Origin of the sequence: Rickettsia endosymbiont of Urophora cardui, assembly GCF_964030725.1 — a bacterium.
Taxonomy (GTDB): domain Bacteria; phylum Pseudomonadota; class Alphaproteobacteria; order Rickettsiales; family Rickettsiaceae; genus Rickettsia.
Genome location: NZ_CAXIPY010000007.1, coordinates 699,709 through 721,915 on the forward strand (window position 1 = coordinate 699,709; position 22,207 = coordinate 721,915).

Sequence of the window (22,207 nt, forward strand, 5' to 3'; positions counted from 1 at the left end):
ACACTATAAATTTCGCACCTGATTGTCAGTTAAATTTTGACTGTCAGATACATATTCAAGATACAAGATTTCATTATTCTTTTCAACAGCTAATTTCTTACTATCCTGAAAAGTTTGCATAGGAGTTTTACCATAACAATATTTACCAGAATGAGGTCTTTCATTATTGAAATGCTCTAACCAAATATCAAGATCTAATTGTAAATCATCAAGATCTGTATAAATCTTTTTTCGCATAGCCGTATCAAAGAATTCTTGTTTCATGGTTTTATTAAAACGCTCACACATACCATTTGTTTGGGGAGAATATGCCTTAGTTGTAGTATGTTCTATACCTTCTATGCTAAGAAATAACTCAAAAGCATGATGCTCTATATTCCCCTTATATTCTGACCCACGATCTGTAAGAATACGCAGTATTGGTATCCCTTGGCTCTCATAACCTGAATTCTGGATTAATCTAGGTTTGGCAGTAAGTATTTACAAGGGATAGAAGATACTCTATATAATTTTTAGCAAAAAAACAAGAGTATCCCCATGAAGAAAGATATTACTGCATTATTTTGTTTTGTCGATGATTTTTGTAAAATTAGCGAGCAGTGGATTAATAAATCATTTCTACCATTAATCTCTCAGGGTTTAATTCCCCGAAGCTCTGCTTCGTGATATCATAAGAAACAACTAAAACTTTTTTAGATACCTCGTAGCTCTGCTGCGAGGAGCATCATTTAAATATAGATATATCATGGCTCATTTAACGATATATGAACTCAAGAGAATGAGGCATAATTATAGACCAGATAGGGCTAACACACTTGCTTGCAGTTTAAGGCAAGGTAAGAGAAAAAGAAAATTAGATATTGATAATAATTTACGAGCAGAAATAATAAAGCAGTTAACACAGGGTATTTCACCAGATATAATTTCAGGTAGACGTAAACTATCACGAGATACTGTCAATATTTCTACAGAGAGTATATACCAGTTTATTTATACATCTCCTATAGCACAAAGGCAAAAATTATATTTATCTTTAGCAAGAAAAAGGAAAAATAGGTTGCATCATGGTACAAGAATCAGAAACAAAAGAATTACAATACCAAATCGAGTTTCCATTACTGAAAGACCAGAGATAAATAGAAAGATAGCAGCAATAGGTCATTTAGAAGGTGATTTAACTTTTAACAAAGGTAATCAAAGTCGTAATATAGGCGCTCTTGTGGATATCAGAACACAAAAAGTGTTTCTCACTTTAAACCGTTCAAAAAGAACACAAGATGTGATTGGTAACATGAATAAAAAACTTAAACAATTGTCGCATATAATCAAAAGCATAACGTTAGATAATGGCAAAGAATTTACCAATCATGAACAACTATTGCCAAAATCTGAACGAAAAGTATATTTTTGCAATCCTTATTCTCCATGGCAAAAACCATTGATAGAGAAGATTAACTCAATGGTGCACAGAGTATACTCTAAATCTTTAGATATAAAAAAATTAACAATAAAGCAATTACAAGAAATTGAGGATTTTTTAAATAATTTACCAAGAAAAGTGCTCGGTTATAAAACACCCAATGAGGTATGGGAAGAAAATATAAATCTGGCTTAATTAATACTGGAATTTACCAAGTGTGTTAGCCCTATCTGGTCTATAATTATGCCTCATTCTCTTGAGTTCATAACATATAGTGCTTTTATCACGGCCAATCTTTGTCCCTATATATCGCGAGCTATAACCACTCTTATTCATTTCGTATATTTTAAATCTTTCATCTATCGTTAAATGAGCCATGATATATCTATATTTAAATGATGCTCCTCGCAGCAGAGCTACGAGGTATCTAAAAAAGTTTTAGTTGTTTCTTATGATATCACGAAGCAGAGCTTCGGGGAATTAAACCCTGAGAGATTAAAAATTGATTATATCTGGCTTAATTAATTATAGAACTTTCCCTTTGTTGAGCCAGATTTAGTCCAATATTGATCAAGTAAGTAGCTATAGATCTTATGCTCACTATCGTTTCGAGAAGTAGATTTTTTCTTATGTGGGTAAATAGCTTCTATACCCATCATCCTCATATATTTCAGTACTCGATCTTTACCGACAATAAAACCATCTTCTAGTAACTGTTGATGAATATAGCGATAACCAAATTCAGGATTATCTGTATATATTTCATCTATTCTATTTAAAATACTTAATTTATTTATACTCATCTCCTTGGATTTATAGTAGGCTGTAGATCGACTAATCTTTAATAGTTCACACTGTCTTGATTTTGAGAGTTGATTTAGCTTGGAGTGTACAAGACTCTTTTTATTTGATAAATCCAAGCTTTTGAGCTTTCCCACGGCCCAGTCCCTCTCAACTGTGATTCTACCAAGAGCTTTAGCAAGTTCATCATTTTGCTCTTGTAAATGATTTATTTGTTCTTGATATTCACTCAAAACTTTAGCGGGTTCAAAAGCTAATGCCGCATTACCTAAAAACTGTTTTTTCCAATTTTGAATTGTTTTAACACTTATTGCATATTTTGAAGCTAACTGACCAAGTGTCGACTCCTCTTTTATTAATTCTAATACTATCCCCGTTTTTTCTGAAGCACTGAAAATTTTTACTTTATTTTTCTTCATCTTTCCTCTTAAGTTTATTGCTATTTATTCTAACTTATTGCGGAAACACACTCCTTCATTTTTTTGTCCAATTTTTTCATGTATGGACCTCCTGTAGAATGCAAGAAAAAAATAACATCAATAATAAAAACAAACAAATGCAGTCATGTATCCGGCTTATATAGCTAACGCGGAAAGGTTTTTACCATAGTTTTTGTATTTACTCACATATTCACCAGATCTAAATCCTATTAAACATTGCTGGACTAACTTTAAAAACTGTTTACGTAAAATTATTGATCAATGCCTAAGTTTTTCCTAATCTGTGGTAGAAACATTTCCGTGTTAGCTATAGCTGATAAATCAACCTAATTTATTCTACAGCCCTGATGGAATTCGCTGGCTTACAAACTATATACTTATCAGTCCATCGGCTTCTAAAAGAGCCACTGAAAAACGCAGTTTTTTTGTAAGCTAAGGTTTGTCTTATTTACCATCAATATTAATTATCTCAAGCATATTTCGGGTTGGAATCTCTTACATAGTCTATCCGCCAAAAACACTTCAAATCCTGATCATTTGTAATGGGATAGAGTTTTGACAACAAATTGCTAAGATTTTCAATAAAAATTAATAAGTTATGTTAATTTTTACTGATACATTTCTGTGTTGGTCTAATTTTGATATGGAGCTATTGTTAACGATTTTTTATCGTTCATCTAGTTTTTGCATGATGATATTTTTGATTTATGTGGAGTTAGACACGATTTGTAAATGATTTGCAATGCATCGTAAATTCAAACCAATAGCAGAGATTATTGGATTGATAATATCTCCTATCATACCTTTCAAGAAGTTTCTACCCATCCGACCATATTGCTTTAAGTGACCTATTATTGGTTCTATGGCACTGCGTCTCTTGATCATAGACTTGTCCTCTTGTAACAACTTCTTCCGCGTTTTTGGGGTATATACCTTACTCTTCTCCTTTACATTGCTACCACTATACCCAAGATCAACAAATGATTTCTTTATCTTGATTCCAGTGACACTCTCTACTGCTTCAAAGCTCTGATGCAATGTATGACCATCATAAGGATTATTATGAAACGATTTTGCGGATAAAACAAAATTTCTACGACCACTTACTACTACCGCTACTTTATTGCCAAACTCATATGGCTTGTTGCGTTTTCCCTTTCCTATACACTCTACTTCAGGGGCATGAAAACTATATAATACTTTGTTATCTTCTTTATATTGCTTTTTAGCTTCTCTTTTTAAAACAGATTGGTTATGTATTTGTTTTATTTTTTGCAATACTTCTTGATTTTTGAGAGACAAGTTTAATTGCTTATTTTTGATCTCACGCTCACATACTCTAATCAAACGACCCAGTAATATTTTTAAATGCTTCATTATTTTCCAACGCTTCTTGGCTTTACTATGTTCTTTATATTTCCATAGCTTTACTATATCGCGTTTATAGGTTCTAGCGTATGTTTCATTCAAATGTATACCCAAACTGTTGCAAAGCTTTACTATGCTAAGCCTAGCTTTATCCATTAAATAAACATCGTGTGGGTGTTTGATATTCTTAATTTGTACAGTCGTATCAGCGATGATTAATTCCAAATCTTTTTTTTTAATTGTGTTAGTTTTTATCCCAACCCTGATCAACTCCGATAATATCTCATTATATCCAGCTTCACCTAATACACTACGAAACCGTCGTATACTAGTTTCCGAGATAGCTATGTCTTTTTCTATATATTCCCACCCGCAGAAATACTGCCAATACATATTCTCTTTTAGCTCTTCCTCTGATAATGAATCTGAAAAATTATACATTGCTTGTAGCATCGTTATGCCAAGCATCACTCTATGACATTTTCTATTTCTACCAAATTTCTTAATACAAACATTTTTTGATAACCACTCTTCGAGCCTAGACCAATTTATTAATTCTCTTAATTTATATAGCTTATTATTTGGGTTTAATTCTTCTTTTAATTTATAACCAAACAGTTTCCCTTGTTCTTGCGATTTGATAATGTTGTCTATTGGCATTGACTGAAATCCATAAGGTTTATGACCATATTTTATCATTTTCTTACGGATTGTTGTATTACTTCTTGTCTTAAAACCATATTATCTATAAGGCTTGTAGAGTTTTGGCGGACGGACTATGTTAATTTTTACTGATACATTTCTGTGTTGGTCTAATTTTGATATGGAGCTATTGTTAACGATTTTTTATCGTTCATCTAGTTTTTGCATGATGATATTTTTGATTTATGTGGAGTTAGACACGATTTGTAAATGATTTGCAATGCATCGTAAATTCAAACCAATAGCAGAGATTATTGGATTGATAATATCTCCTATCATACCTTTCAAGAAGTTTCTACCCATCCGACCATATTGCTTTAAGTGACCTATTATTGGTTCTATGGCACTGCGTCTCTTGATCATAGACTTGTCCTCTTGTAACAACTTCTTCCGCGTTTTTGGGGTATATACCTTACTCTTCTCCTTTACATTGCTACCACTATACCCAAGATCAACAAATGATTTCTTTATCTTGATTCCAGTGACACTCTCTACTGCTTCAAAGCTCTGATGCAATGTATGACCATCATAAGGATTATTATGAAACGATTTTGCGGATAAAACAAAATTTCTACGACCACTTACTACTACCGCTACTTTATTGCCAAACTCATATGGCTTGTTGCGTTTTCCCTTTCCTATACACTCTACTTCAGGGGCATGAAAACTATATAGTCTATCCGCCAAAAACACTTCAAATCCTGATCATTTGTAATGGGATAGAGTTTTGACAACAAATTGCTAAGATTTTCAATAAAAATTAATAAGTTATGTTAATTTTTACTGATACATTTCTGTGTTGGTCTAATTTTGATATGGAGCTATTGTTAACGATTTTTTATCGTTCATCTAGTTTTTGCATGATGATATTTTTGATTTATGTGGAGTTAGACACGATTTGTAAATGATTTGCAATGCATCGTAAATTCAAACCAATAGCAGAGATTATTGGATTGATAATATCTCCTATCATACCTTTCAAGAAGTTTCTACCCATCCGACCATATTGCTTTAAGTGACCTATTATTGGTTCTATGGCACTGCGTCTCTTGATCATAGACTTGTCCTCTTGTAACAACTTCTTCCGCGTTTTTGGGGTATATACCTTACTCTTCTCCTTTACATTGCTACCACTATACCCAAGATCAACAAATGATTTCTTTATCTTGATTCCAGTGACACTCTCTACTGCTTCAAAGCTCTGATGCAATGTATGACCATCATAAGGATTATTATGAAACGATTTTGCGGATAAAACAAAATTTCTACGACCACTTACTACTACCGCTACTTTATTGCCAAACTCATATGGCTTGTTGCGTTTTCCCTTTCCTATACACTCTACTTCAGGGGCATGAAAACTATATAATACTTTGTTATCTTCTTTATATTGCTTTTTAGCTTCTCTTTTTAAAACAGATTGGTTATGTATTTGTTTTATTTTTTGCAATACTTCTTGATTTTTGAGAGACAAGTTTAATTGCTTATTTTTGATCTCACGCTCACATACTCTAATCAAACGACCCAGTAATATTTTTAAATGCTTCATTATTTTCCAACGCTTCTTGGCTTTACTATGTTCTTTATATTTCCATAGCTTTACTATATCGCGTTTATAGGTTCTAGCGTATGTTTCATTCAAATGTATACCCAAACTGTTGCAAAGCTTTACTATGCTAAGCCTAGCTTTATCCATTAAATAAACATCGTGTGGGTGTTTGATATTCTTAATTTGTACAGTCGTATCAGCGATGATTAATTCCAAATCTTTTTTTTTAATTGTGTTAGTTTTTATCCCAACCCTGATCAACTCCGATAATATCTCATTATATCCAGCTTCACCTAATACACTACGAAACCGTCGTATACTAGTTTCCGAGATAGCTATGTCTTTTTCTATATATTCCCACCCGCAGAAATACTGCCAATACATATTCTCTTTTAGCTCTTCCTCTGATAATGAATCTGAAAAATTATACATTGCTTGTAGCATCGTTATGCCAAGCATCACTCTATGACATTTTCTATTTCTACCAAATTTCTTAATACAAACATTTTTTGATAACCACTCTTCGAGCCTAGACCAATTTATTAATTCTCTTAATTTATATAGCTTATTATTTGGGTTTAATTCTTCTTTTAATTTATAACCAAACAGTTTCCCTTGTTCTTGCGATTTGATAATGTTGTCTATTGGCATTGACTGAAATCCATAAGGTTTATGACCATATTTTATCATTTTCTTACGGATTGTTGTATTACTTCTTGTCTTAAAACCATATTATCTATAAGGCTTGTAGAGTTTTGGCGGACGGACTACATATTGTTTTGCTTTTACCTATTCATTATATAAATCACCATTTATTTTACTTATAAGTGCTATGCTACACACTCTTTAGCTACAAACTTTACTCTCTACATAATCATCTCCTGATCTTAGTACAGCAAACACCACTCTTGCCAACTTATTAGCTATGGCAACTGTCGTTTTATTATGGCTACTTCGCTCAGATAAATTAAACATCCATTTCGTAAATTGGCTAAAATCTTTTTTAGATTTCTGTTCTTCCGATGTAAATCTTATCTTGGCATTTAGTACAGCTCTAGCCCCTTGAATTAATAAAGTGCGTAAGTATACATCACCTCGCTTGCTAATTCCCAGCAGCTTATCCTTCCCACCACTTGAATGTTGTCTTGGCACTAATCCTAGCCATGCCGATAATTGCCTGCCATTCTCAAAACTTGTAGCATTACCTATTGATGCTATTAAAGCAGTAGCAGTAATTAAACCAAGACCAGGTATAGCTCTTAATCGTTGATATTGAGTTAGGTTACTTGCTATCATTGTTAATCGTTTTTCTATCTCTTTTATTTTTCTGTTATTATCTAAGAATTCTTCTTTTAGTTCACTAAATGTTTGATAACTTAACTGGCTTAATTTCCCTGCATCTAAAATCTCAATTAATTTTGTGATAACCTTATTAATGCCTTGAGGAACAATAAAACCAAACTCATGTAGTAGCCCCCTAATTTCATTAGCAAGTGCTGTACGATTTTTTACCAATCTCTCTCTTACCCTATGTATTGATAAAATTTCTTGTTGCTCTATAGTTTTAATTGCAACAAATCTCATATTAGGTCTTGTCACGGCTTCACATATCGCTTCAGCATCTGCTTGATCATTTTTATTAGTTTTAACATATGGTTTGACAAATTGCGGTGCCATTAGTTTTACTTCATGCCCTAATTTAGTTATTTCTCTTGCCCAATAACTAGAACCACCACAAGCTTCCATCCCTACTAAACATTGTGGTAAATTAGCCATAAATGTCAAAACCTGATCTCTCATCAATTTTTTCTTTAATACTGTCTTGCCATTTTTATCTACACCATGAATTTGAAAAATTCTTTTTGCAATATCTATACCAATTGTAGTAACCTCCATATGGACCTCCTTAATTGTTGTTTTAATATGTTAAATATTAACCCTAGAAGATTAGCAACTGCTTTTCATTCTCTATATCAGGAGGTCCATACCATTAGTCCATTATACAGTAGGTAAACATGGTGATGAGCAGAAATTACGTAATTATGTACAGAATCAAGGTTCAGGCAAACCTTCTTATAAACTGAAGTTTTGACAAAAATTCTAATTTTTCTGACTAAAGTAAAAATTTATATTTAAAGTTAAATATTTAGTGCTTTTATCAGCTTAAAAGCGATATTTCTACAATTTAAAGTAAATTATTTGATATATAATACAAATTATAGATTGATACACTCGCCACTTTTTTTAATCTCTCAGGGTTTAATTCCCCGAAGCTCTGCTTCGTGATATACTACTTGAATGGAAGAAAGCAGTTATATACATAAGAGTCATAATGTCACAGTACTAATATATCATTTAGTAACGCCGGCAAAGTATAGAAGAGTAATATTCAATCAAGAACTAGATGATTATTTGTGTAAAATTTGTGAGCACATAGAAGATCGTTATGAAATTAGATTTTTAGAAATAGGAGTAGATAAAGATCACGTACATTTTTTATTACAGTCAATACCAATGTATAGCCCAACAAAAATAACTCAAATCATAAAAAGTATTACTTCTAACCTGAATTCTGGATTAGCTAATTTTGAGATATAGCAGGTTTGTTAGGTTTCATACAGTATGCAATTAGGGCGGATAAGATATGTACAAAGGCATTCCAAATTGATCTATGTCTTGTATGTTCGATCTCGAAAGCACCCCAGGAGTTTCGCACTTAGCAAAATTGTGTATTAGTTAGAAGCCATTTAATGTTGTTCTGAATTGATGTTTTTATAACTTCCCAAGTTTGTTGATATAAAGTAATGTTTTCATTTATCCTCCTTTTGTTCATATCAAGCCAGGCCAATACAGCAAGGCAAATATGATTTCTTTGAGCTCGACCCGTGCGTGCCTGACAGCATTCAATACCACAAGTTTGTTTCAATTCTCGATGATAAACTTCTATAGACCAACGCGCCTTAACAATTTTCTCTATTTGCTCACGTGTAGGATTCTCTAAATTAGTTGTTATGTAATCAATGCGACCATTTTTTGCCACAAACTTAAATACCGTAACCCAACCGTATCCACGTAGGTGAATTTTTAGCCCTTCATCGGGAATCTCTAAAGTTTCCAAGCTAACATTACGATTAACTTTTCTATTTTTTCTTAGGTTGGTAACCCATATCCAACCTAAATTACGTATATGTTTTAAATTATCCAAACCACTATACCAAGCATCCATAACTATAGCATCAGGCTTGATACCTCTTTCTTTAGCTAAAGTAAGCATATCACAAAAATGCTCGTTCTTTGTTTTACCATCAGTTTCTTTATCATATATTCTATAATCTACAGGAGTAGATTGATCAATTTGAGTATTGTAATGCAGTAAGTTTACCATTCCTATACCAGGTATAACATCATGTACAGCCCCAGAATATTGATAATTTACAAGCTCGATCCTCTTACTGTATTGCTTTGACAATAAGGTGTCATCTCCCACTAATAAACAAGGATCTTCCAGATCAATATATTTTGACACTTTGCTATAGATTTCGCTAGGGCGAAAATCCTTACTCTTTAACCATCGACTTGCACTATCGTGCGATAGATCTAATGGACTTACTTCAGATAATGCTTTGCTAGTATATCTTACACTACTTGCTTGTAAGAATGATTTATATAAATCTTTGCTACATTTTGATCTTGTCATTTTTATCTAAAACTATTTTTCTCTAGATTAGCATATTATTTGCTAAGTGCGAAACTCCTGCACCCTTCAGCACACTAAATACTGTTTCGATAATTGAGCGTTTGCGTAATAATATTTTTTCAAATAATGGCATAAGTTTATTCTGCATTTTCTTCTTTATGCCATTTACTAACTTGATTCCTTTGCTGTATAGATCATCAAAGAGCTCCTGTTTGATATAACCCTTATCGCCAAACAATAATCCCGTGATATGTTTGGTGATTATCGAAACCGGCGCTCTATCATCTACATTACCAGGTGTTAGTTTTAGACCTTGAATCTCACCTTTTTCGTTAATAACCAAATGTAATTTTAGACCAAAAAACCAACTTTTTGTTGTTTTACCCAAAGCAGCAATACCGGCAAAGACTTTATTACGAGAGATTCTTTTTCGATGACAAACCTCTAAAGATGTGGCGTCAATATAAGAAACTCCCGTAGATTGAGCTGCCTGCATATACCATTCAAGTAATAAAACTAAATAACTCAGAACTCTTGGTTTTAGAGCTATAAAACGAGTATATGATGGAAGAGTTACAAAGTCTGATTTATATAATTGTAGATAGGACATATAAAAATATTTAAAGTTTTTACAAGGTGATTGATGGTATAAAAGCACTATTATTAACAGCTCAGAATAGCTTATTTCAGGCTTGCTTGTAGGGTTTTTATTAATCTCTCAGGGTTTAATTCCCCGAAGCTCTGCTTCGTGATATCATAAGAAACAACTAAAACTTTTTTAGATACCTCGTAGCTCTGCTGCGAGGAGCATCATTAAATTCGCAGAACTAAATTTGCCTATCCCCGAGGCAAGCCTACGGGGTATTTACGGCAAATTTTCCTGCGGACCGTCCTGCTTTGATTCAAATAATCGTGGCAAGCCACGGGGAATTTAACCCAACAGGGATTAACCCACTGCTCGCTAATTTTACAAAAATCATCGACAAAACAAAATAATGCAGTAATATCTTTCTTCATGGGGATACTCTTGTTTTTTTGCTAAAAATTATATAGAGTATCTTCTATCCCTTGTAAATACTTACTTCCAAACCTAGATTAATCCAGAATTCAGGTTTCTAAGAAAATGTTTGAGAAATATCCAAATCTTAAAGAAAAATTATGGGGAAGTGAGTTTTGGAGTAAAGGATATTTTATGAGCACAGTAGGTAAACATGGTGATGAGCAGAAATTACGTAATTATGTACAGAATCAAGGTTCAGGCAAACCTTCTTATAAACCTGAATTCTGGATTAATCTAGGTTTGGAAGTAAGTATTTACAAGGGATAGAAGATACTCTATATAATTTTTAGCAAAAAAACAAGAGTATCCCCATGAAGAAAGATATTACTGCATTATTTTGTTTTGTCGATGATTTTTGTAAAATTAGCGAGCAGTGGATTAATAAATCATTTCTACCATTAATCTCTCAGGGTTTAATTCCCCGAAGCTCTGCTTCGTGATATCATAAGAAACAACTAAAACTTTTTTAGATACCTCGTAGCTCTGCTGCGAGGAGCATCATTTGAATTTTTTATAAATAACTTAAAGGAAATAATTTATGTCGACAAATGGGCAAGACAGTAACACAAATAATAATGATACAATAGAGATACAAGAAACTGAAATTGTACCTGTAGAGACTACGAATTCTTTACAATCGGGGTTAACAAGCTTAATACCGATGGTGTTAATTTTTGCGGTATTTTATTTCTTACTATTACGTCCACAAGAAAAACGTCGTAAAGAAAGAGAGAAGTTAGTAAGCGAAGTTGAAAAGGGTGAAGAAGTGCTAACAAATAGTGGTATTTACGGGATCGTTACTAAAGTTAGCGAAAGCGAACCTAACATTGAAGTTGAGATAGCAAAAGATGTACGTATTAAAGTTTTAAAAAGTGCTATTGTTGATATAACTAGCCGTTCTAAAGATGTAGCAGTTAAAAAGGAAGACAGTAAAAATAATAAAAAAGATAAGAAGGTAAGCGGTGCAAAATCTTCCTAAGTGGAAAATTTTCCTTTCAATTATATGTACGATTTTTGCAGTTATTTGTGCTTTACCGAATTTTACACAGGTAAAGTCCAAATATCTGCCTCATGATTCAGTAAATTTAGGGCTTGACCTTAGGGGTGGAGCACATTTATTGCTTGATGTTGATTTCGATACTTATCTTAATGATACTATGGAAAATTTGGCCGATACTTTACGTAAAAGCTTCCGTGAAGATAAAATTGGTTATAAAAATCTATTGGTTAAGCAGAATAATATTCAGTTAGAGCTGAGGTCGCAGGAAGAATTAAAGCCATTAAAGAAAATAATTAGCAAAATTGATCCTGAGATTAATGTTGAAGCAAATGATAATAGAATAAAACTTTCCTACAGCGAATCTAGATTAAGTGAGCTACTTAATAAAGTAGTCGATCAATCTATTGAGATTGTCAGAATGCGAGTTGATAGTACTGGTACTAAAGAGCCTATACTGCAAAAGCAAGGTGATAGGCGTATATTATTACAAGTTCCTGGTGAAGAAGATCCAACCTATTTAAAAAATATTTTAGGTAAAACTGCTAAGTTAACTTTTCATTTGGTTGATGAAAATGCTAATGTTGAAGAAGCGGTAAAAGGTCATGTGCCTATGGGTTCAATGCTTGTTCAAGGGGATAGAATGGGTTATTTAGTTGTAAAGAAAAAAGCTATTTTAGGTGGTGATTCATTAACAACTGCCGCAGCCTCTTTTGATCAGCATTCACAAGCAGTGGTATCATTTTCTTTTAATAGTTTGGGTAGTAAATTATTTGGTGAAGTTACTAAAAATAATGTTGGAAAGCATCTTGCTATAGTTTTAGATAATAAGCTACTTAGTGCTCCAACAATAAATCAACCAATTATGGGTGGTAGTGGTATAATCTCAGGTGATTTTACTGTTGAATCGGCAAATGAACTTGCGTTATTATTACGTGCCGGCTCGCTGCCTGCACCACTTAAAATTATCGAGGAAAGAAGTATCGGACCAAATCTTGGAGCTGATTCTATAGAATCCGGAAAAAAAGCAGGAATAATTGGTTTTGCAGCAGTTTGTATATTTATGGTTTGGTCTTATGGCTTGCTTGGTTTATTTGCAAATATAGCTTTAAGTCTTGCTATGTTATATGTTTTAGCCTTATTGTCGCTTTTCCAAGCTACCTTAACTCTACCAGGGATTGCTGGGATAATACTTACTATGGGTATGGCTGTTGATGCTAATGTATTGATTTACGAGCGAATAAAGGAAGAGCTAAATAAAGGAACTTCCAACCTTTATGCTATAAAAACCGGTTTTGAATCAGCCTTTGCCACTATTTTAGATTCTAACCTTACTACTTTGATTGTTGCTTTTTTACTTTATATATTTGGAGTGGGAGCAATAAAAGGATTTGCTGTGGCATTAACAATCGGGATTATATCATCGATGTTTTCAGCAATTATTATTACTAAATTACTAATAGATATTTGGGTAAAATATTTTAAACCTCAAAAACTAGGTCTTGTATAAGATTTGGGGATATAAAAAATGCAATCAAATGTTATAAAAATTATTATTGGAATTAGTCTATTAATAGGCGTTGGAGCATTATATTTGTTATTATCTTTAAAGACTCCTGATAAGCCTCTTGCTGGTCAGGTAAATATTTATGAAGATAATGCAGAAATCGGTGGTGACTTTGAATTAATAGATCAAAATGGTGAAATATTTAGCAGTGATGAATTAAAAGGTAAATTAAGCCTTATATATTTTGGATTTACTAGCTGTCCTGATATATGCCCAACTTCTTTAAATAAAATAACAAAAGCGGTGGAAATTTTAAGCGAAAATAAGATAGATATAGTACCGGTTTTTATTACTATTGATCCAAGCCGCGATACTCCGGCAGTATTAAAGGAATATTTAAAACATTTTCATCCTAAATTTATTGGACTTACAGGTAATGAGAAGCAAATAAGAGAAGTAGCAGATAAGTTTAAGGTTTATTATGCTAAGGCTGCTAGTGAAAATGATCATGACCAGGATTATATGCTAGATCATTCCTCTTTTACTTATTTGATGAATGAAAATGGAAAATATCTAAAGCATTTTTATTTAGATTCTGCTCCTAGCGAAATTATGGAATTTTTAAAAAGTAACTGATGAATAATTATTTGTTAGTAGCATATATATTTACCTTTTTAAGTCTGGGAGTATTGTTAGTTAGTAGCTTTGTAAGTTATAAGAAAGAGAAAAAAAATACTGATGCAAAAAGGAGCAAAAAATAGGTTAATAACTATCATTATTTGCTTTTGTTCAGCAGTAATCGGAATTAGTATAATACTTTATAATTTAGAAAAAAGTATAGTATTTTTCGTGCCGCCATCAAAAATTAATGAAGTAGAGCAGGGGAAAGAGCTAAGAGTCGGCGGGCTAGTTAAAGTAGATTCAATAAATAAAATTGCGGCTGATAAAATAAGTTTTGTTATCACAGACAGTATTAAAGACTTAGAAATATTATATCAAGGAGTGCTGCCTGCCTTATTTCGTGAGAATCAGGGTATTATCGCTATCGGTCAATTATCAAATGGCAAGTTTATAGCAAGGGAGCTGCTAGCAAAGCATGATGAGAATTACCGACCTCCGAATACTGTCATTCCCGCAGAAGCGGGAATCTAGAAAAAAATCTGTCATACTAGCTCACTTGACCGCGGTATCTCAGGACACATGCTATGGCACAAGATCCCGTGATCAAGTCACGGGATGACAATATAATTGACTGGATTCCCGCTTTTAGCTAGGAATGACAAATGAGCTATTAAATAACATAAAACAATTATAACAAAAAAATAAAACATGTTCATAGATAAAATTAAAGCAAAAGCAAATAACGACGAAATAAATGTAATTATTGAAATACCGATGAATAGTGGTCCGATTAAGTATGAATTCGATAAAGAATCAGGAGCGGTTTTTGTTGATCGTTTCATGCAAACTACAATGAGCTATCCCTGTAATTACGGTTTTATTCCGCATACTCTTTCTAATGATGGTGATCCAGTAGATGTACTTGTTGTATCGCATCATCCAGTAGTGCCTGGTTCAGTAATTAAGTGCCGAGCTGTTGGGGTATTAATGATGGAAGATGAATCGGGTTTTGATGAGAAAATTATTGCCGTTCCAACCTCTAAGCTTGATATTACCTTTGATCATATCAAGGAATTAGATGATGTATGTGAGATGCTTAGAAAACGTATAGTTCATTTCTTTGAGCATTATAAAGATTTAGAAAAAGGTAAATGGGTTAAAGTTACCGGCTGGGAAAATAAAGCCAAAGCTGATAGCCTTATAGAGGAAGGGATAGAAAGGATGGTAAATTCCAGTATTAATTAAGCCAGATTTATATTTTCTTCCCATACCTCATTGGGTGTTTTATAACCGAGCACTTTTCTTGGTAAATTATTTAAAAAATCCTCAATTTCTTGTAATTGCTTTATTGTTAATTTTTTTATATCTAAAGATTTAGAGTATACTCTGTGCACCATTGAGTTAATCTTCTCTATCAATGGTTTTTGCCATGGAGAATAAGGATTGCAAAAATATACTTTTCGTTCAGATTTTGGCAATAGTTGTTCATGATTGGTAAATTCTTTGCCATTATCTAACGTTATGCTTTTGATTATATGCGACAATTGTTTAAGTTTTTTATTCATGTTACCAATCACATCTTGTGTTCTTTTTGAACGGTTTAAAGTGAGAAACACTTTTTGTGTTCTGATATCCACAAGAGCGCCTATATTACGACTTTGATTACCTTTGTTAAAAGTTAAATCACCTTCTAAATGACCTATTGCTGCTATCTTTCTATTTATCTCTGGTCTTTCAGTAATGGAAACTCGATTTGGTATTGTAATTCTTTTGTTTCTGATTCTTGTACCATGATGCAACCTATTTTTCCTTTTTCTTGCTAAAGATAAATATAATTTTTGCCTTTGTGCTATAGGAGATGTATAAATAAACTGGTATATACTCTCTGTAGAAATATTGACAGTATCTCGTGATAGTTTACGTCTACCTGAAATTATATCTGGTGAAATACCCTGTGTTAACTGCTTTATTATTTCTGCTCGTAAATTATTATCAATATCTAATTTTCTTTTTCTCTTACCTTGCCTTAAACTGCAAGCAAGTGTGTTAGCCCTATCTGGTCTATAATTATGCCTCATTCTCTTGAGTTCATAACATATAGTGCTTTTATCACGGCCAATCTTTGTCCCTATATATCGCGAGCTATAACCACTCTTATTCATTTCGTATATTTTAAATCTTTCATCTATCGTTAAATGAGCCATGATATATCTATATTTAAATGATGCTCCTCGCAGCAGAGCTACGAGGTATCTAAAAAAGTTTTAGTTGTTTCTTATGATATCACGAAGCAGAGCTTCGGGGAATTAAACCCTGAGAGATTAAAAATATAGGTAACAGAAATGCAAATAGAGAAGAATAAAAAAATAAATGAAGCAATAGATTTGCTGATAGAAGGTGGAGTAGATTTAAAAACAGTACTAAGTCAGAATGGATTAATTAAGGAATTAACCAAGGGTATTTTAGAGCGAGCACTGCATGCTGAGATGTCAGAACATTTAGGTTATAGCAAGTATGATAGAGCTGAAACTGAGAATGCGAGGAATGGTAGTTTTAGTAAGAATCTGATTAGTGAGAATGGTACTATAGAGATAAATGTTCCAAGAGACAGACAAGGTAAATTTGAACCTATAATAGTCTCAAAGAAACAAACAAGAATAGATGGCTTAGACCAAAAGATAATATCCTTGTATGCGAAGGGTATGAGTGTGTCTGATATTAAAACACAATTGCAAGAATTATATGGAGCTGAGATCAGTGAGAGCCTAATCAGCAGGATTACAGATGAAGTAATAGATGAGGTCAAGATTTGGCAGAGTAGACCTCTTGAATCAGTATACCCTATAGTATATTTTGACTGTTTAGTAGTGAAAGTAAGACAAGATAAACTTATTATTAATAAATCAGTATATGTAGCTTTAGGAATAGATTTATCTGGCATAAAGGATATTTTAGGCTTATGGATAAGTGAGAATGAAGGAGCTAAATTTTGGCTTGGTAATTTTACTGAAATGAAGAATCGAGGAGTAAAAGATATCTTAATCTCTCAGGGTTTAATTCCCCGAAGCTCTGCTTCGTGATATCATAAGAAACAACTAACACTTTTTTAGATACCTCGTAGCTCTGCTGCGAGGAGCATCATTTGCTTGTAGTGATAATCTCACTGGTATGTCTGATGCTATTGCATCAGTATATCCAAAAACTGAACATCAAATTTGTATTGTCCATCAGATCAGGAATAGCCTCAAATATGTATCATATAAAGATAGAAAGCAATTAGCAGCGGATTTGAAACTAATCTATACTTCTGCTACTGAAAAAGAAGCAGAATTAGCTCTTGAGTCATTTGATCAAAAATGGAGTAAGCAATATCCGCATATAGCTAAATCTTGGTATAATAATTGGGATAATTTGATAATTTTCTTGCAATATCCAAAGGAGATTCGTAAGATTATTTACACTACAAATGCGATAGAATCGCTGAATAGCCAATTGAGAAAAGTTACTAAGAATAAACGCATCTTTCCAAATGATGACGCAGTATTTAAGGTTTTATATCTGACAATTGATTATATGTAATAGTTGAGATTATATCTTACATTTAGTAAAATAAATTAATTATTAAATGGAGATAAAGAATGAACTTAAATCAAAAAATAATAAAACCAAAATTAGGTTTACTTGAATTAGCTAAGAGCCTTGGTAGTATATCATCAGCATGTAAAGCGATGGGATATAGTAGAGATAGTTATTACAGATTTAAAGAACTGTATGAAACTGGTGGCGAAGAAGCGTTGTATGAAATTAGTCGAAGAAAGCCAATAATAGCGAATAGAGTTGATCCTGCTGTAGAGAAAGCAGTACTAGATATGGCAATAGAATATCCAGCATATGGTCAGCTAAGAGTATCAAATGAGCTTAAAAAGACAGGTGTACTTGTATCACCTGGGGGAGTAAGATCAATTTGGTTACGTAATGATTTAAACAACATCAGTAAAAGACTTAAAGCATTAGAAGCAAAAATGGCTCAAGATGGTATTGTGCTTACTGAGGCACAATTACAAGTGCTAGAGAAGCGTCGTAATGAAAAAGAAGCTCATGGAGAAATTGAGACACAGCATCCAGGGTATCTAGGATGCCAAGATACATATTATGTAGTCCGTCCGCCAAAACTCTAAAAGCCTTATAGGCAATAGGGTTTTAAGGCAAAAATGCATAGTAAAATCCATAAGAAAATGAAAGGTTTTATATCAAAAGCTTATGGAAATACAAAAAAATGACAATAAAAAAATGAATGCATTTTGGGAAATAGTGTGGTTTTTAATACAAAAATTTAAAATCAGCCCTCAAAATTAGAGTAATTTGCTCTAAAATCGCACTATTTTTGGAAATTAGTGACACAAGTGATATTTTTTAGAGTTTTGGCGGAGGGACTATGTAGGCAACTTTAAGGGTATAGGTAAGGTTTATTCTCAGGTATTTATTGATAGCTACAGCAGAGTAGCTGATGTTAAACTATATACTGATAAAACAGCTTTAACTGCTGCTGATATGCTTAATGACCGAGTGTTACCATGGTATGAGACTCAAGGGATACCAATACTTCGTATTCTGACAGATCGTGGGTCAGAATATAAGGGGAATATAGAGCATCATGCTTTTGAATTATTTCTAAGTATCGAAGGTATAGAGCATACTACTACTAAAGCATATTCTCCTCAAACAAACGGTATGTGTGAGCGTTTTAATAAAACCATGAAACAAGAATTCTTTGATACAGCTATGCGGAAAAAGATTTATACAGCTCTTGATGACCTACAATTAGATCTTGATATCTGGCTAGAGTATTTCAATAATGAAAGACCTCATTCTGGTAAATATTGTTATGGAAAAACTCCTATGCAAACTTTTAAGGATAGTAAGAAATTAGCTGTTGAAAAGAATAATGAAATCTTGTATCTTGAATATGTATCTGACAGTCAAAATTTAACTGACAATCAGGGGCAAAATTTATAGTGTCTGTAAGATCAAATCTTAACTTCTACACCAAAAAATGGTCTATGCCTATCCCCAATTGGAATGAAGCTATGGCTCATTTTATGATCAAATTTGATGGTAGAATTTAATGGTTCACGAAATTTACACAATTGATGAGACAGAGCCTAGATTTGTCATTCCTGCCACAGTGCATGGGTGTCATCCCGTGGCGGCGTTGTTGCGTGGATTATTTTCCCTTGTCATCCCCCCCGTGATTTATTCACGGGATCCAGTTAAAAATACTAATAAAATTAGTATTTTTAATTATTTTCTGGATACCGTGGACAAGCCACGGTATGACACTGATCACGTTTCTCGCTTTATACTGGATTTCGTGGTCAAGCAACTAGATGACAGGGGAAAAATTGATTCACCCAGGCAACATCTTTTCGCAATGACGTGCTTATGAAAACAATAAAATTATAAATTAGTGACATTATTCAGATCAGGGATTGTAGTAGCCTTTTTTACATTAATTTCTCGTATATTCGGGCTGGTGCGTGAACAATTTATCGCCTCATTATTCGGCTCTACTCAAATGGGTGATAGCATAAATGTTGCTTTTAAAGTACCAAATCTATTTAGAAGAATTTTTGCCGAGGGAGCATTATCAAATGTCTTTATCCCTATTTATAATGAAAAAATGCTGATTTCTAAGAAAGCAGCAGGTAGATTTTCTGGTGAGGTCTTTACACTTTTACTACTCTCATTAATAGTTATAATAGTATTAATGCAAATATTTATGCCGCAATTAATGCTATTTATAGCTCCTGGTTTTCACGGTAAAAAAGAAAAGTTTGAGCTTACAGTATTCTTATGCCGAATCACTATACCTTACTTAATATTTGTTTCACTTACAGCTTTATTAGGTGGGATTTTAAACTCAGTAAAACGCTTTGCTGCTTTTGCTTTTTCACCCGTTATCTTAAGCGTATGTGTAATAGTCTGTACATTAATGTTGGATAATTATACAGAGTCTACCATTTCAATCAGCTTATCTTTAATAATTGCTGGAATATTACAAGTCTCTGTTATGTTTGTTTGCGTTAAAAGAGCGGATTTAAACTTTCCGTTTATTTTTAAGCTAAATGATCCAGATGTAAAAAAGCTTTTAATTAATATGGGACCGGCAACCATTAGCTCAGGCGTACAGCAATTAAACCTTTTTATCTCTCAATCTATTGCTAGCTTTATTGAGGGAGCTATATCCATACTATCCTATGCTGACCGAATTTATCAATTTCCTCTATCAATAATAGGTACTAGCTTTTCAACTATTTTATTGCCTGAATTATCAAAAATATATAAATCAAATGATATAGTAGCTGCAACGAAAGTACAGAATAATGCAATTAGAATGGGGCTATTTTTGTCGCTGCCTGCAACTTTTGGAATTATAATTTTATCGCATCCTATTATTAATGTGATTTACGAAAGAGGCGTTTTTACTTACCTTGATACTACAAATACGGCTGAGGCTATTTCTGCGTTTGCTTTAGGGCTGCCTGCTTTTATTTTGGCAAAAATTCTAACCCCCATTTTTTATGCTAATAGTGATACTAAAACACCTTTGAAAATAACTTTATTTTCAATAATAATTAATACCAGCATGAATTTATTATTAATGGATTCTTTAAAGCATATTGGTATTGCAGTTGGTACTTCTATTGCAGCTTGGTATAATTTAGGTTTATTATACAGCTATACTAAAAAGCAGAACATGCTACATATAGAGCAGGATATAAAATCTTTTTGTATTAAAGTTTTATTATGCTGCATAATTATGTCTATTATGATTGGCTCAATAAAACATTATTTCTTAGAATATTTTTATTCGGAATATTTGCTGATTAAAGTTTTTGCATTAGGAGGTACTATTACAATTGGTATTATAGTCTTTTTTAGTGTAGCTTATTTATTAAAAGTAGTTAAGCTGTAGAAGTCAAGATTTGATCTTACAGACACTATAAATTTCGCATCAAATTTTGACTGTCAGATACATGTTCAAGATACAAGATTTCATTATTCTTTTCAACAGCTAATTTCTTACTATCCTGAAAAGTTTGCATAGGAGTTTTACCATAACAATATTTACCAGAATGAGGTCTTTCATTATTGAAATGCTCTAACCAAATATCAAGATCTAATTGTAAATCATCAAGATCTGTATAACTGAAGTTTTGACAAAATCCTTTCCATAAGGAGGAATGTATTCCAATTTTTTTATACTTTTTTAGTAATAACGCTAATTTAGGATAAGGGATAGATAGAAAGCTTATAGATAAAGGGTTTAAAGGAGATTAATGTTGAGTTATGATAGATTTTTTTAATCTCTCAGGGTTTAATTCCCCGAAGCTCTGCTTCGTGATATCATAAGAAACAACTAAAACTTTTTTAGATACCTCGTAGCTCTGCTGCGAGGAGCATCATTATCAAAGTTGCTTAATAACTTATCTCGAGAGAGTTTTGCTTGCTTCAGCAACAATCTGGCAATACGTTGTTGTTGTCTATGTTCTAACTCACGTATGGCTAACTCCTGTAGATAATCTATATATGTTTTCTTTTCTTGCTCAAAGCTTTCTGCAACTGATTTATAGCACGATGCAAAAGTAGGTAAGCAAAGGTTCTTGAGTAAATTATTTAGCGGTTGCGGAGTTATTATCTGTTTACTCATGCAACCTCCATTGTTTTAAAGCAATGTAATTGATCATATTCAGACAGTATTGGTTGATTAATTTTTACTGAACAAACAGTTTGAGTCTGGCTATTTAGTAAATCTGTAATATGATCAATTATTGGCTCAATCTTCTTTTCTAATAGCACTTCTAATGCAGTAACTACATTCAATTCTCCATACATTTTTGCTAATTGTAATATTTTAAGATATATTTTATGCCCTTTATATGGATATATAGAGATAAGCTGGTCATATACCTGACGCAATATAGCACGTGGGAATAAAGCTTCATAACGCTAATTTAGGATAAGGGATAGATAGAAAGCTTATA

General features: G+C 32.8%; 17 protein-coding genes and 12 pseudogenes. 15 read left to right on the forward strand and 14 right to left on the reverse strand.

Translation table 11 applies throughout. The annotated features are described in order from the left end of the window. Positions 1 to 3 precede the first annotated feature (3 nt). Positions 4 to 441, reverse strand: a pseudogene (locus AAHI98_RS17845) (integrase core domain-containing protein); the annotation flags it as partial. Positions 442 to 537: 96 nt separating this feature from the next. On the opposite strand from AAHI98_RS17845, the pseudogene AAHI98_RS18955 reads away from it, so the two are divergent. Then, positions 538 to 636: pseudogene (locus AAHI98_RS18955) on the forward strand (IS982 family transposase); the annotation flags it as partial. Between the two features lie 124 nt (positions 637 to 760). Then, positions 761 to 1,615: pseudogene (locus tag AAHI98_RS17850) on the forward strand (IS30 family transposase); the annotation flags it as partial. An 18-nt stretch (positions 1,616 to 1,633) separates the two neighbouring features. On the opposite strand, the pseudogene AAHI98_RS17855 reads toward AAHI98_RS17850, so the two are convergent. From AAHI98_RS17855 to AAHI98_RS17880, 6 genes and pseudogenes are all read right to left on the reverse strand, one after another. Then, positions 1,634 to 1,798 (reverse strand): annotated as a pseudogene (locus AAHI98_RS17855) (helix-turn-helix domain-containing protein); the annotation flags it as partial. 143 nt (positions 1,799 to 1,941) lie between these two features. After that, entirely contained in the window at positions 1,942 to 2,640 is a 699-nt protein-coding gene (locus tag AAHI98_RS17860) for an IS3 family transposase (protein WP_342226642.1), read from the reverse strand. A 726-nt stretch (positions 2,641 to 3,366) separates the two neighbouring features. Further along, positions 3,367 to 4,728, reverse strand: coding sequence for an IS5 family transposase (locus AAHI98_RS17865; protein WP_342224717.1), 1,362 nt, complete (start codon positions 4,726 to 4,728; stop codon positions 3,367 to 3,369). Positions 4,729 to 4,914: 186 nt separating this feature from the next. After that, the gene (locus AAHI98_RS17870; RefSeq protein ID WP_342224861.1) at positions 4,915 to 5,418 is read right to left on the reverse strand and encodes a transposase; all 504 of its coding nucleotides are present in this window, start codon (positions 5,416 to 5,418) and stop codon (positions 4,915 to 4,917) included. Positions 5,419 to 5,608: 190 nt separating this feature from the next. Continuing rightward, positions 5,609 to 6,970 carry an IS5 family transposase gene (locus AAHI98_RS17875; RefSeq protein WP_342224717.1) on the reverse strand — a complete coding sequence of 454 codons (1,362 nt, stop codon included), beginning with the start codon at positions 6,968 to 6,970 and terminating at the stop codon, positions 5,609 to 5,611. A gap of 156 nt (positions 6,971 to 7,126) precedes the next feature. After that, a complete protein-coding gene (locus AAHI98_RS17880) occupies positions 7,127 to 8,176 on the reverse strand; it encodes an IS110 family RNA-guided transposase (protein WP_342224642.1) in 1,050 nt (349 codons plus the stop codon). A gap of 402 nt (positions 8,177 to 8,578) precedes the next feature. Between AAHI98_RS17880 and tnpA the strand changes: the two are divergent. Continuing rightward, positions 8,579 to 8,842, forward strand: a pseudogene (gene tnpA, locus AAHI98_RS17885) (IS200/IS605 family transposase); the annotation flags it as partial. Between the two features lie 19 nt (positions 8,843 to 8,861). On the opposite strand, the pseudogene AAHI98_RS17890 reads toward tnpA, so the two are convergent. The 3 genes and pseudogenes from AAHI98_RS17890 to AAHI98_RS17900 form a co-directional block, all read right to left on the reverse strand. Further along, positions 8,862 to 8,975: pseudogene (locus AAHI98_RS17890) on the reverse strand (IS982 family transposase); the annotation flags it as partial. Between the two features lie 21 nt (positions 8,976 to 8,996). Next, positions 8,997 to 9,977 carry an IS701 family transposase gene (locus tag AAHI98_RS17895; RefSeq protein WP_342224656.1) on the reverse strand — a complete coding sequence of 327 codons (981 nt, stop codon included), beginning with the start codon at positions 9,975 to 9,977 and terminating at the stop codon, positions 8,997 to 8,999. 64 nt (positions 9,978 to 10,041) lie between these two features. Continuing rightward, a pseudogene (locus AAHI98_RS17900) lies at positions 10,042 to 10,689 on the reverse strand (IS982 family transposase); the annotation flags it as partial. A gap of 411 nt (positions 10,690 to 11,100) precedes the next feature. Between AAHI98_RS17900 and AAHI98_RS17905 the strand changes: the two are divergent. The 7 genes and pseudogenes from AAHI98_RS17905 to ppa all read left to right on the forward strand — a co-directional run bounded on the left by AAHI98_RS17905 (position 11,101) and on the right by ppa (position 15,407). Further along, positions 11,101 to 11,304 (forward strand): transposase, encoded by a 204-nt coding sequence (locus AAHI98_RS17905; protein ID WP_342226643.1) that lies wholly within the window; start codon positions 11,101 to 11,103, stop codon positions 11,302 to 11,304. Positions 11,305 to 11,348: 44 nt separating this feature from the next. Beyond that, positions 11,349 to 11,447 (forward strand): annotated as a pseudogene (locus tag AAHI98_RS18960) (IS982 family transposase); the annotation flags it as partial. Positions 11,448 to 11,575: 128 nt separating this feature from the next. Continuing rightward, complete coding sequence (gene yajC / locus AAHI98_RS17910) at positions 11,576 to 12,016, forward strand: preprotein translocase subunit YajC (RefSeq protein ID WP_342226644.1); 441 nt, start codon at positions 11,576 to 11,578, stop codon at positions 12,014 to 12,016. Further along, positions 12,000 to 13,544 carry a protein translocase subunit SecD gene (gene secD, locus AAHI98_RS17915; protein ID WP_342226645.1) on the forward strand — a complete coding sequence of 515 codons (1,545 nt, stop codon included), beginning with the start codon at positions 12,000 to 12,002 and terminating at the stop codon, positions 13,542 to 13,544. The genes yajC and secD overlap by 17 nt, the downstream gene beginning before the upstream one ends. An 18-nt stretch (positions 13,545 to 13,562) precedes the next feature. Further along, entirely contained in the window at positions 13,563 to 14,177 is a 615-nt protein-coding gene (locus AAHI98_RS17920) for an SCO family protein (RefSeq protein ID WP_342226646.1), read from the forward strand. A gap of 102 nt (positions 14,178 to 14,279) precedes the next feature. Continuing rightward, the gene (ccmE, locus tag AAHI98_RS17925) at positions 14,280 to 14,693 is read left to right on the forward strand and encodes a cytochrome c maturation protein CcmE (RefSeq protein WP_342226647.1); all 414 of its coding nucleotides are present in this window, start codon (positions 14,280 to 14,282) and stop codon (positions 14,691 to 14,693) included. Between the two features lie 177 nt (positions 14,694 to 14,870). Further along, complete coding sequence (gene ppa, locus AAHI98_RS17930) at positions 14,871 to 15,407, forward strand: inorganic diphosphatase (protein ID WP_342226648.1); 537 nt, start codon at positions 14,871 to 14,873, stop codon at positions 15,405 to 15,407. Here ppa and AAHI98_RS17935 read toward each other — a convergent pair. After that, positions 15,404 to 16,366 carry an IS30 family transposase gene (locus tag AAHI98_RS17935; protein ID WP_342224646.1) on the reverse strand — a complete coding sequence of 321 codons (963 nt, stop codon included), beginning with the start codon at positions 16,364 to 16,366 and terminating at the stop codon, positions 15,404 to 15,406. The genes ppa and AAHI98_RS17935 overlap by 4 nt on opposite strands. Before the next feature lie 138 nt (positions 16,367 to 16,504). Between AAHI98_RS17935 and AAHI98_RS18965 the strand changes: the two are divergent. The 5 genes and pseudogenes from AAHI98_RS18965 to murJ form a co-directional block, all read left to right on the forward strand. Continuing rightward, positions 16,505 to 17,738: pseudogene (locus AAHI98_RS18965) on the forward strand (IS256 family transposase); the annotation flags it as partial. A 62-nt stretch (positions 17,739 to 17,800) separates the two neighbouring features. Continuing rightward, positions 17,801 to 18,319 (forward strand): annotated as a pseudogene (locus AAHI98_RS17950) (helix-turn-helix domain-containing protein); the annotation flags it as partial. Between the two features lie 277 nt (positions 18,320 to 18,596). Further along, positions 18,597 to 19,178, forward strand: a pseudogene (locus AAHI98_RS17955) (integrase core domain-containing protein); the annotation flags it as partial. A gap of 109 nt (positions 19,179 to 19,287) precedes the next feature. Continuing rightward, positions 19,288 to 19,608 (forward strand): palindromic element RPE4 domain-containing protein, encoded by a 321-nt coding sequence (locus AAHI98_RS17960; protein WP_342226650.1) that lies wholly within the window; start codon positions 19,288 to 19,290, stop codon positions 19,606 to 19,608. A 21-nt stretch (positions 19,609 to 19,629) separates the two neighbouring features. Further along, entirely contained in the window at positions 19,630 to 21,138 is a 1,509-nt protein-coding gene (murJ, locus tag AAHI98_RS17965; RefSeq protein WP_342226651.1) for a murein biosynthesis integral membrane protein MurJ, read from the forward strand. 25 nt (positions 21,139 to 21,163) lie between these two features. Here murJ and AAHI98_RS17970 read toward each other — a convergent pair. The 3 genes and pseudogenes from AAHI98_RS17970 to AAHI98_RS17980 form a co-directional block, all read right to left on the reverse strand. Continuing rightward, positions 21,164 to 21,370: pseudogene (locus AAHI98_RS17970) on the reverse strand (IS481 family transposase); the annotation flags it as partial. Positions 21,371 to 21,582: 212 nt separating this feature from the next. Next, a complete protein-coding gene (locus AAHI98_RS17975) occupies positions 21,583 to 21,873 on the reverse strand; it encodes an ATP-binding protein (RefSeq protein WP_342226652.1) in 291 nt (96 codons plus the stop codon). Beyond that, on the reverse strand, positions 21,870 to 22,046 hold the full coding sequence (locus tag AAHI98_RS17980) for a hypothetical protein (protein WP_342224661.1): 177 nt from the start codon (positions 22,044 to 22,046) through the stop codon (positions 21,870 to 21,872). Before AAHI98_RS17980 ends, AAHI98_RS17975 begins: the two co-directional genes overlap by 4 nt. Between the last annotated feature and the right edge of the window lie 161 nt (positions 22,047 to 22,207).

What these genes read in the sequence shown, in the direction of transcription:
- AAHI98_RS17960 (WP_342226650.1), top strand. Translation starts at nt 19,288, where the DNA reads ATGGTTCACGAAATTTACACAATTGATGAGACAGAGCCTAGATTTGTC.
- AAHI98_RS17905 (WP_342226643.1), top strand. Translation starts at nt 11,101, where the DNA reads ATGTTTGAGAAATATCCAAATCTTAAAGAAAAATTATGGGGAAGTGAG.
- ccmE (WP_342226647.1), top strand. Translation starts at nt 14,280, where the DNA reads ATGCAAAAAGGAGCAAAAAATAGGTTAATAACTATCATTATTTGCTTT.
- ppa (WP_342226648.1), top strand. Translation starts at nt 14,871, where the DNA reads ATGTTCATAGATAAAATTAAAGCAAAAGCAAATAACGACGAAATAAAT.
- AAHI98_RS17920 (WP_342226646.1), top strand. Translation starts at nt 13,563, where the DNA reads ATGCAATCAAATGTTATAAAAATTATTATTGGAATTAGTCTATTAATA.
- AAHI98_RS17860 (WP_342226642.1), bottom strand. Translation starts at nt 2,640, where the DNA reads ATGAAGAAAAATAAAGTAAAAATTTTCAGTGCTTCAGAAAAAACGGGG.
- AAHI98_RS17895 (WP_342224656.1), bottom strand. Translation starts at nt 9,977, where the DNA reads ATGACAAGATCAAAATGTAGCAAAGATTTATATAAATCATTCTTACAA.
- AAHI98_RS17975 (WP_342226652.1), bottom strand. Translation starts at nt 21,873, where the DNA reads ATGAGTAAACAGATAATAACTCCGCAACCGCTAAATAATTTACTCAAG.
- AAHI98_RS17865 (WP_342224717.1), bottom strand. Translation starts at nt 4,728, where the DNA reads ATGATAAAATATGGTCATAAACCTTATGGATTTCAGTCAATGCCAATA.
- AAHI98_RS17880 (WP_342224642.1), bottom strand. Translation starts at nt 8,176, where the DNA reads ATGGAGGTTACTACAATTGGTATAGATATTGCAAAAAGAATTTTTCAA.
- yajC (WP_342226644.1), top strand. Translation starts at nt 11,576, where the DNA reads ATGTCGACAAATGGGCAAGACAGTAACACAAATAATAATGATACAATA.
- AAHI98_RS17875 (WP_342224717.1), bottom strand. Translation starts at nt 6,970, where the DNA reads ATGATAAAATATGGTCATAAACCTTATGGATTTCAGTCAATGCCAATA.
- AAHI98_RS17935 (WP_342224646.1), bottom strand. Translation starts at nt 16,366, where the DNA reads ATGGCTCATTTAACGATAGATGAAAGATTTAAAATATACGAAATGAAT.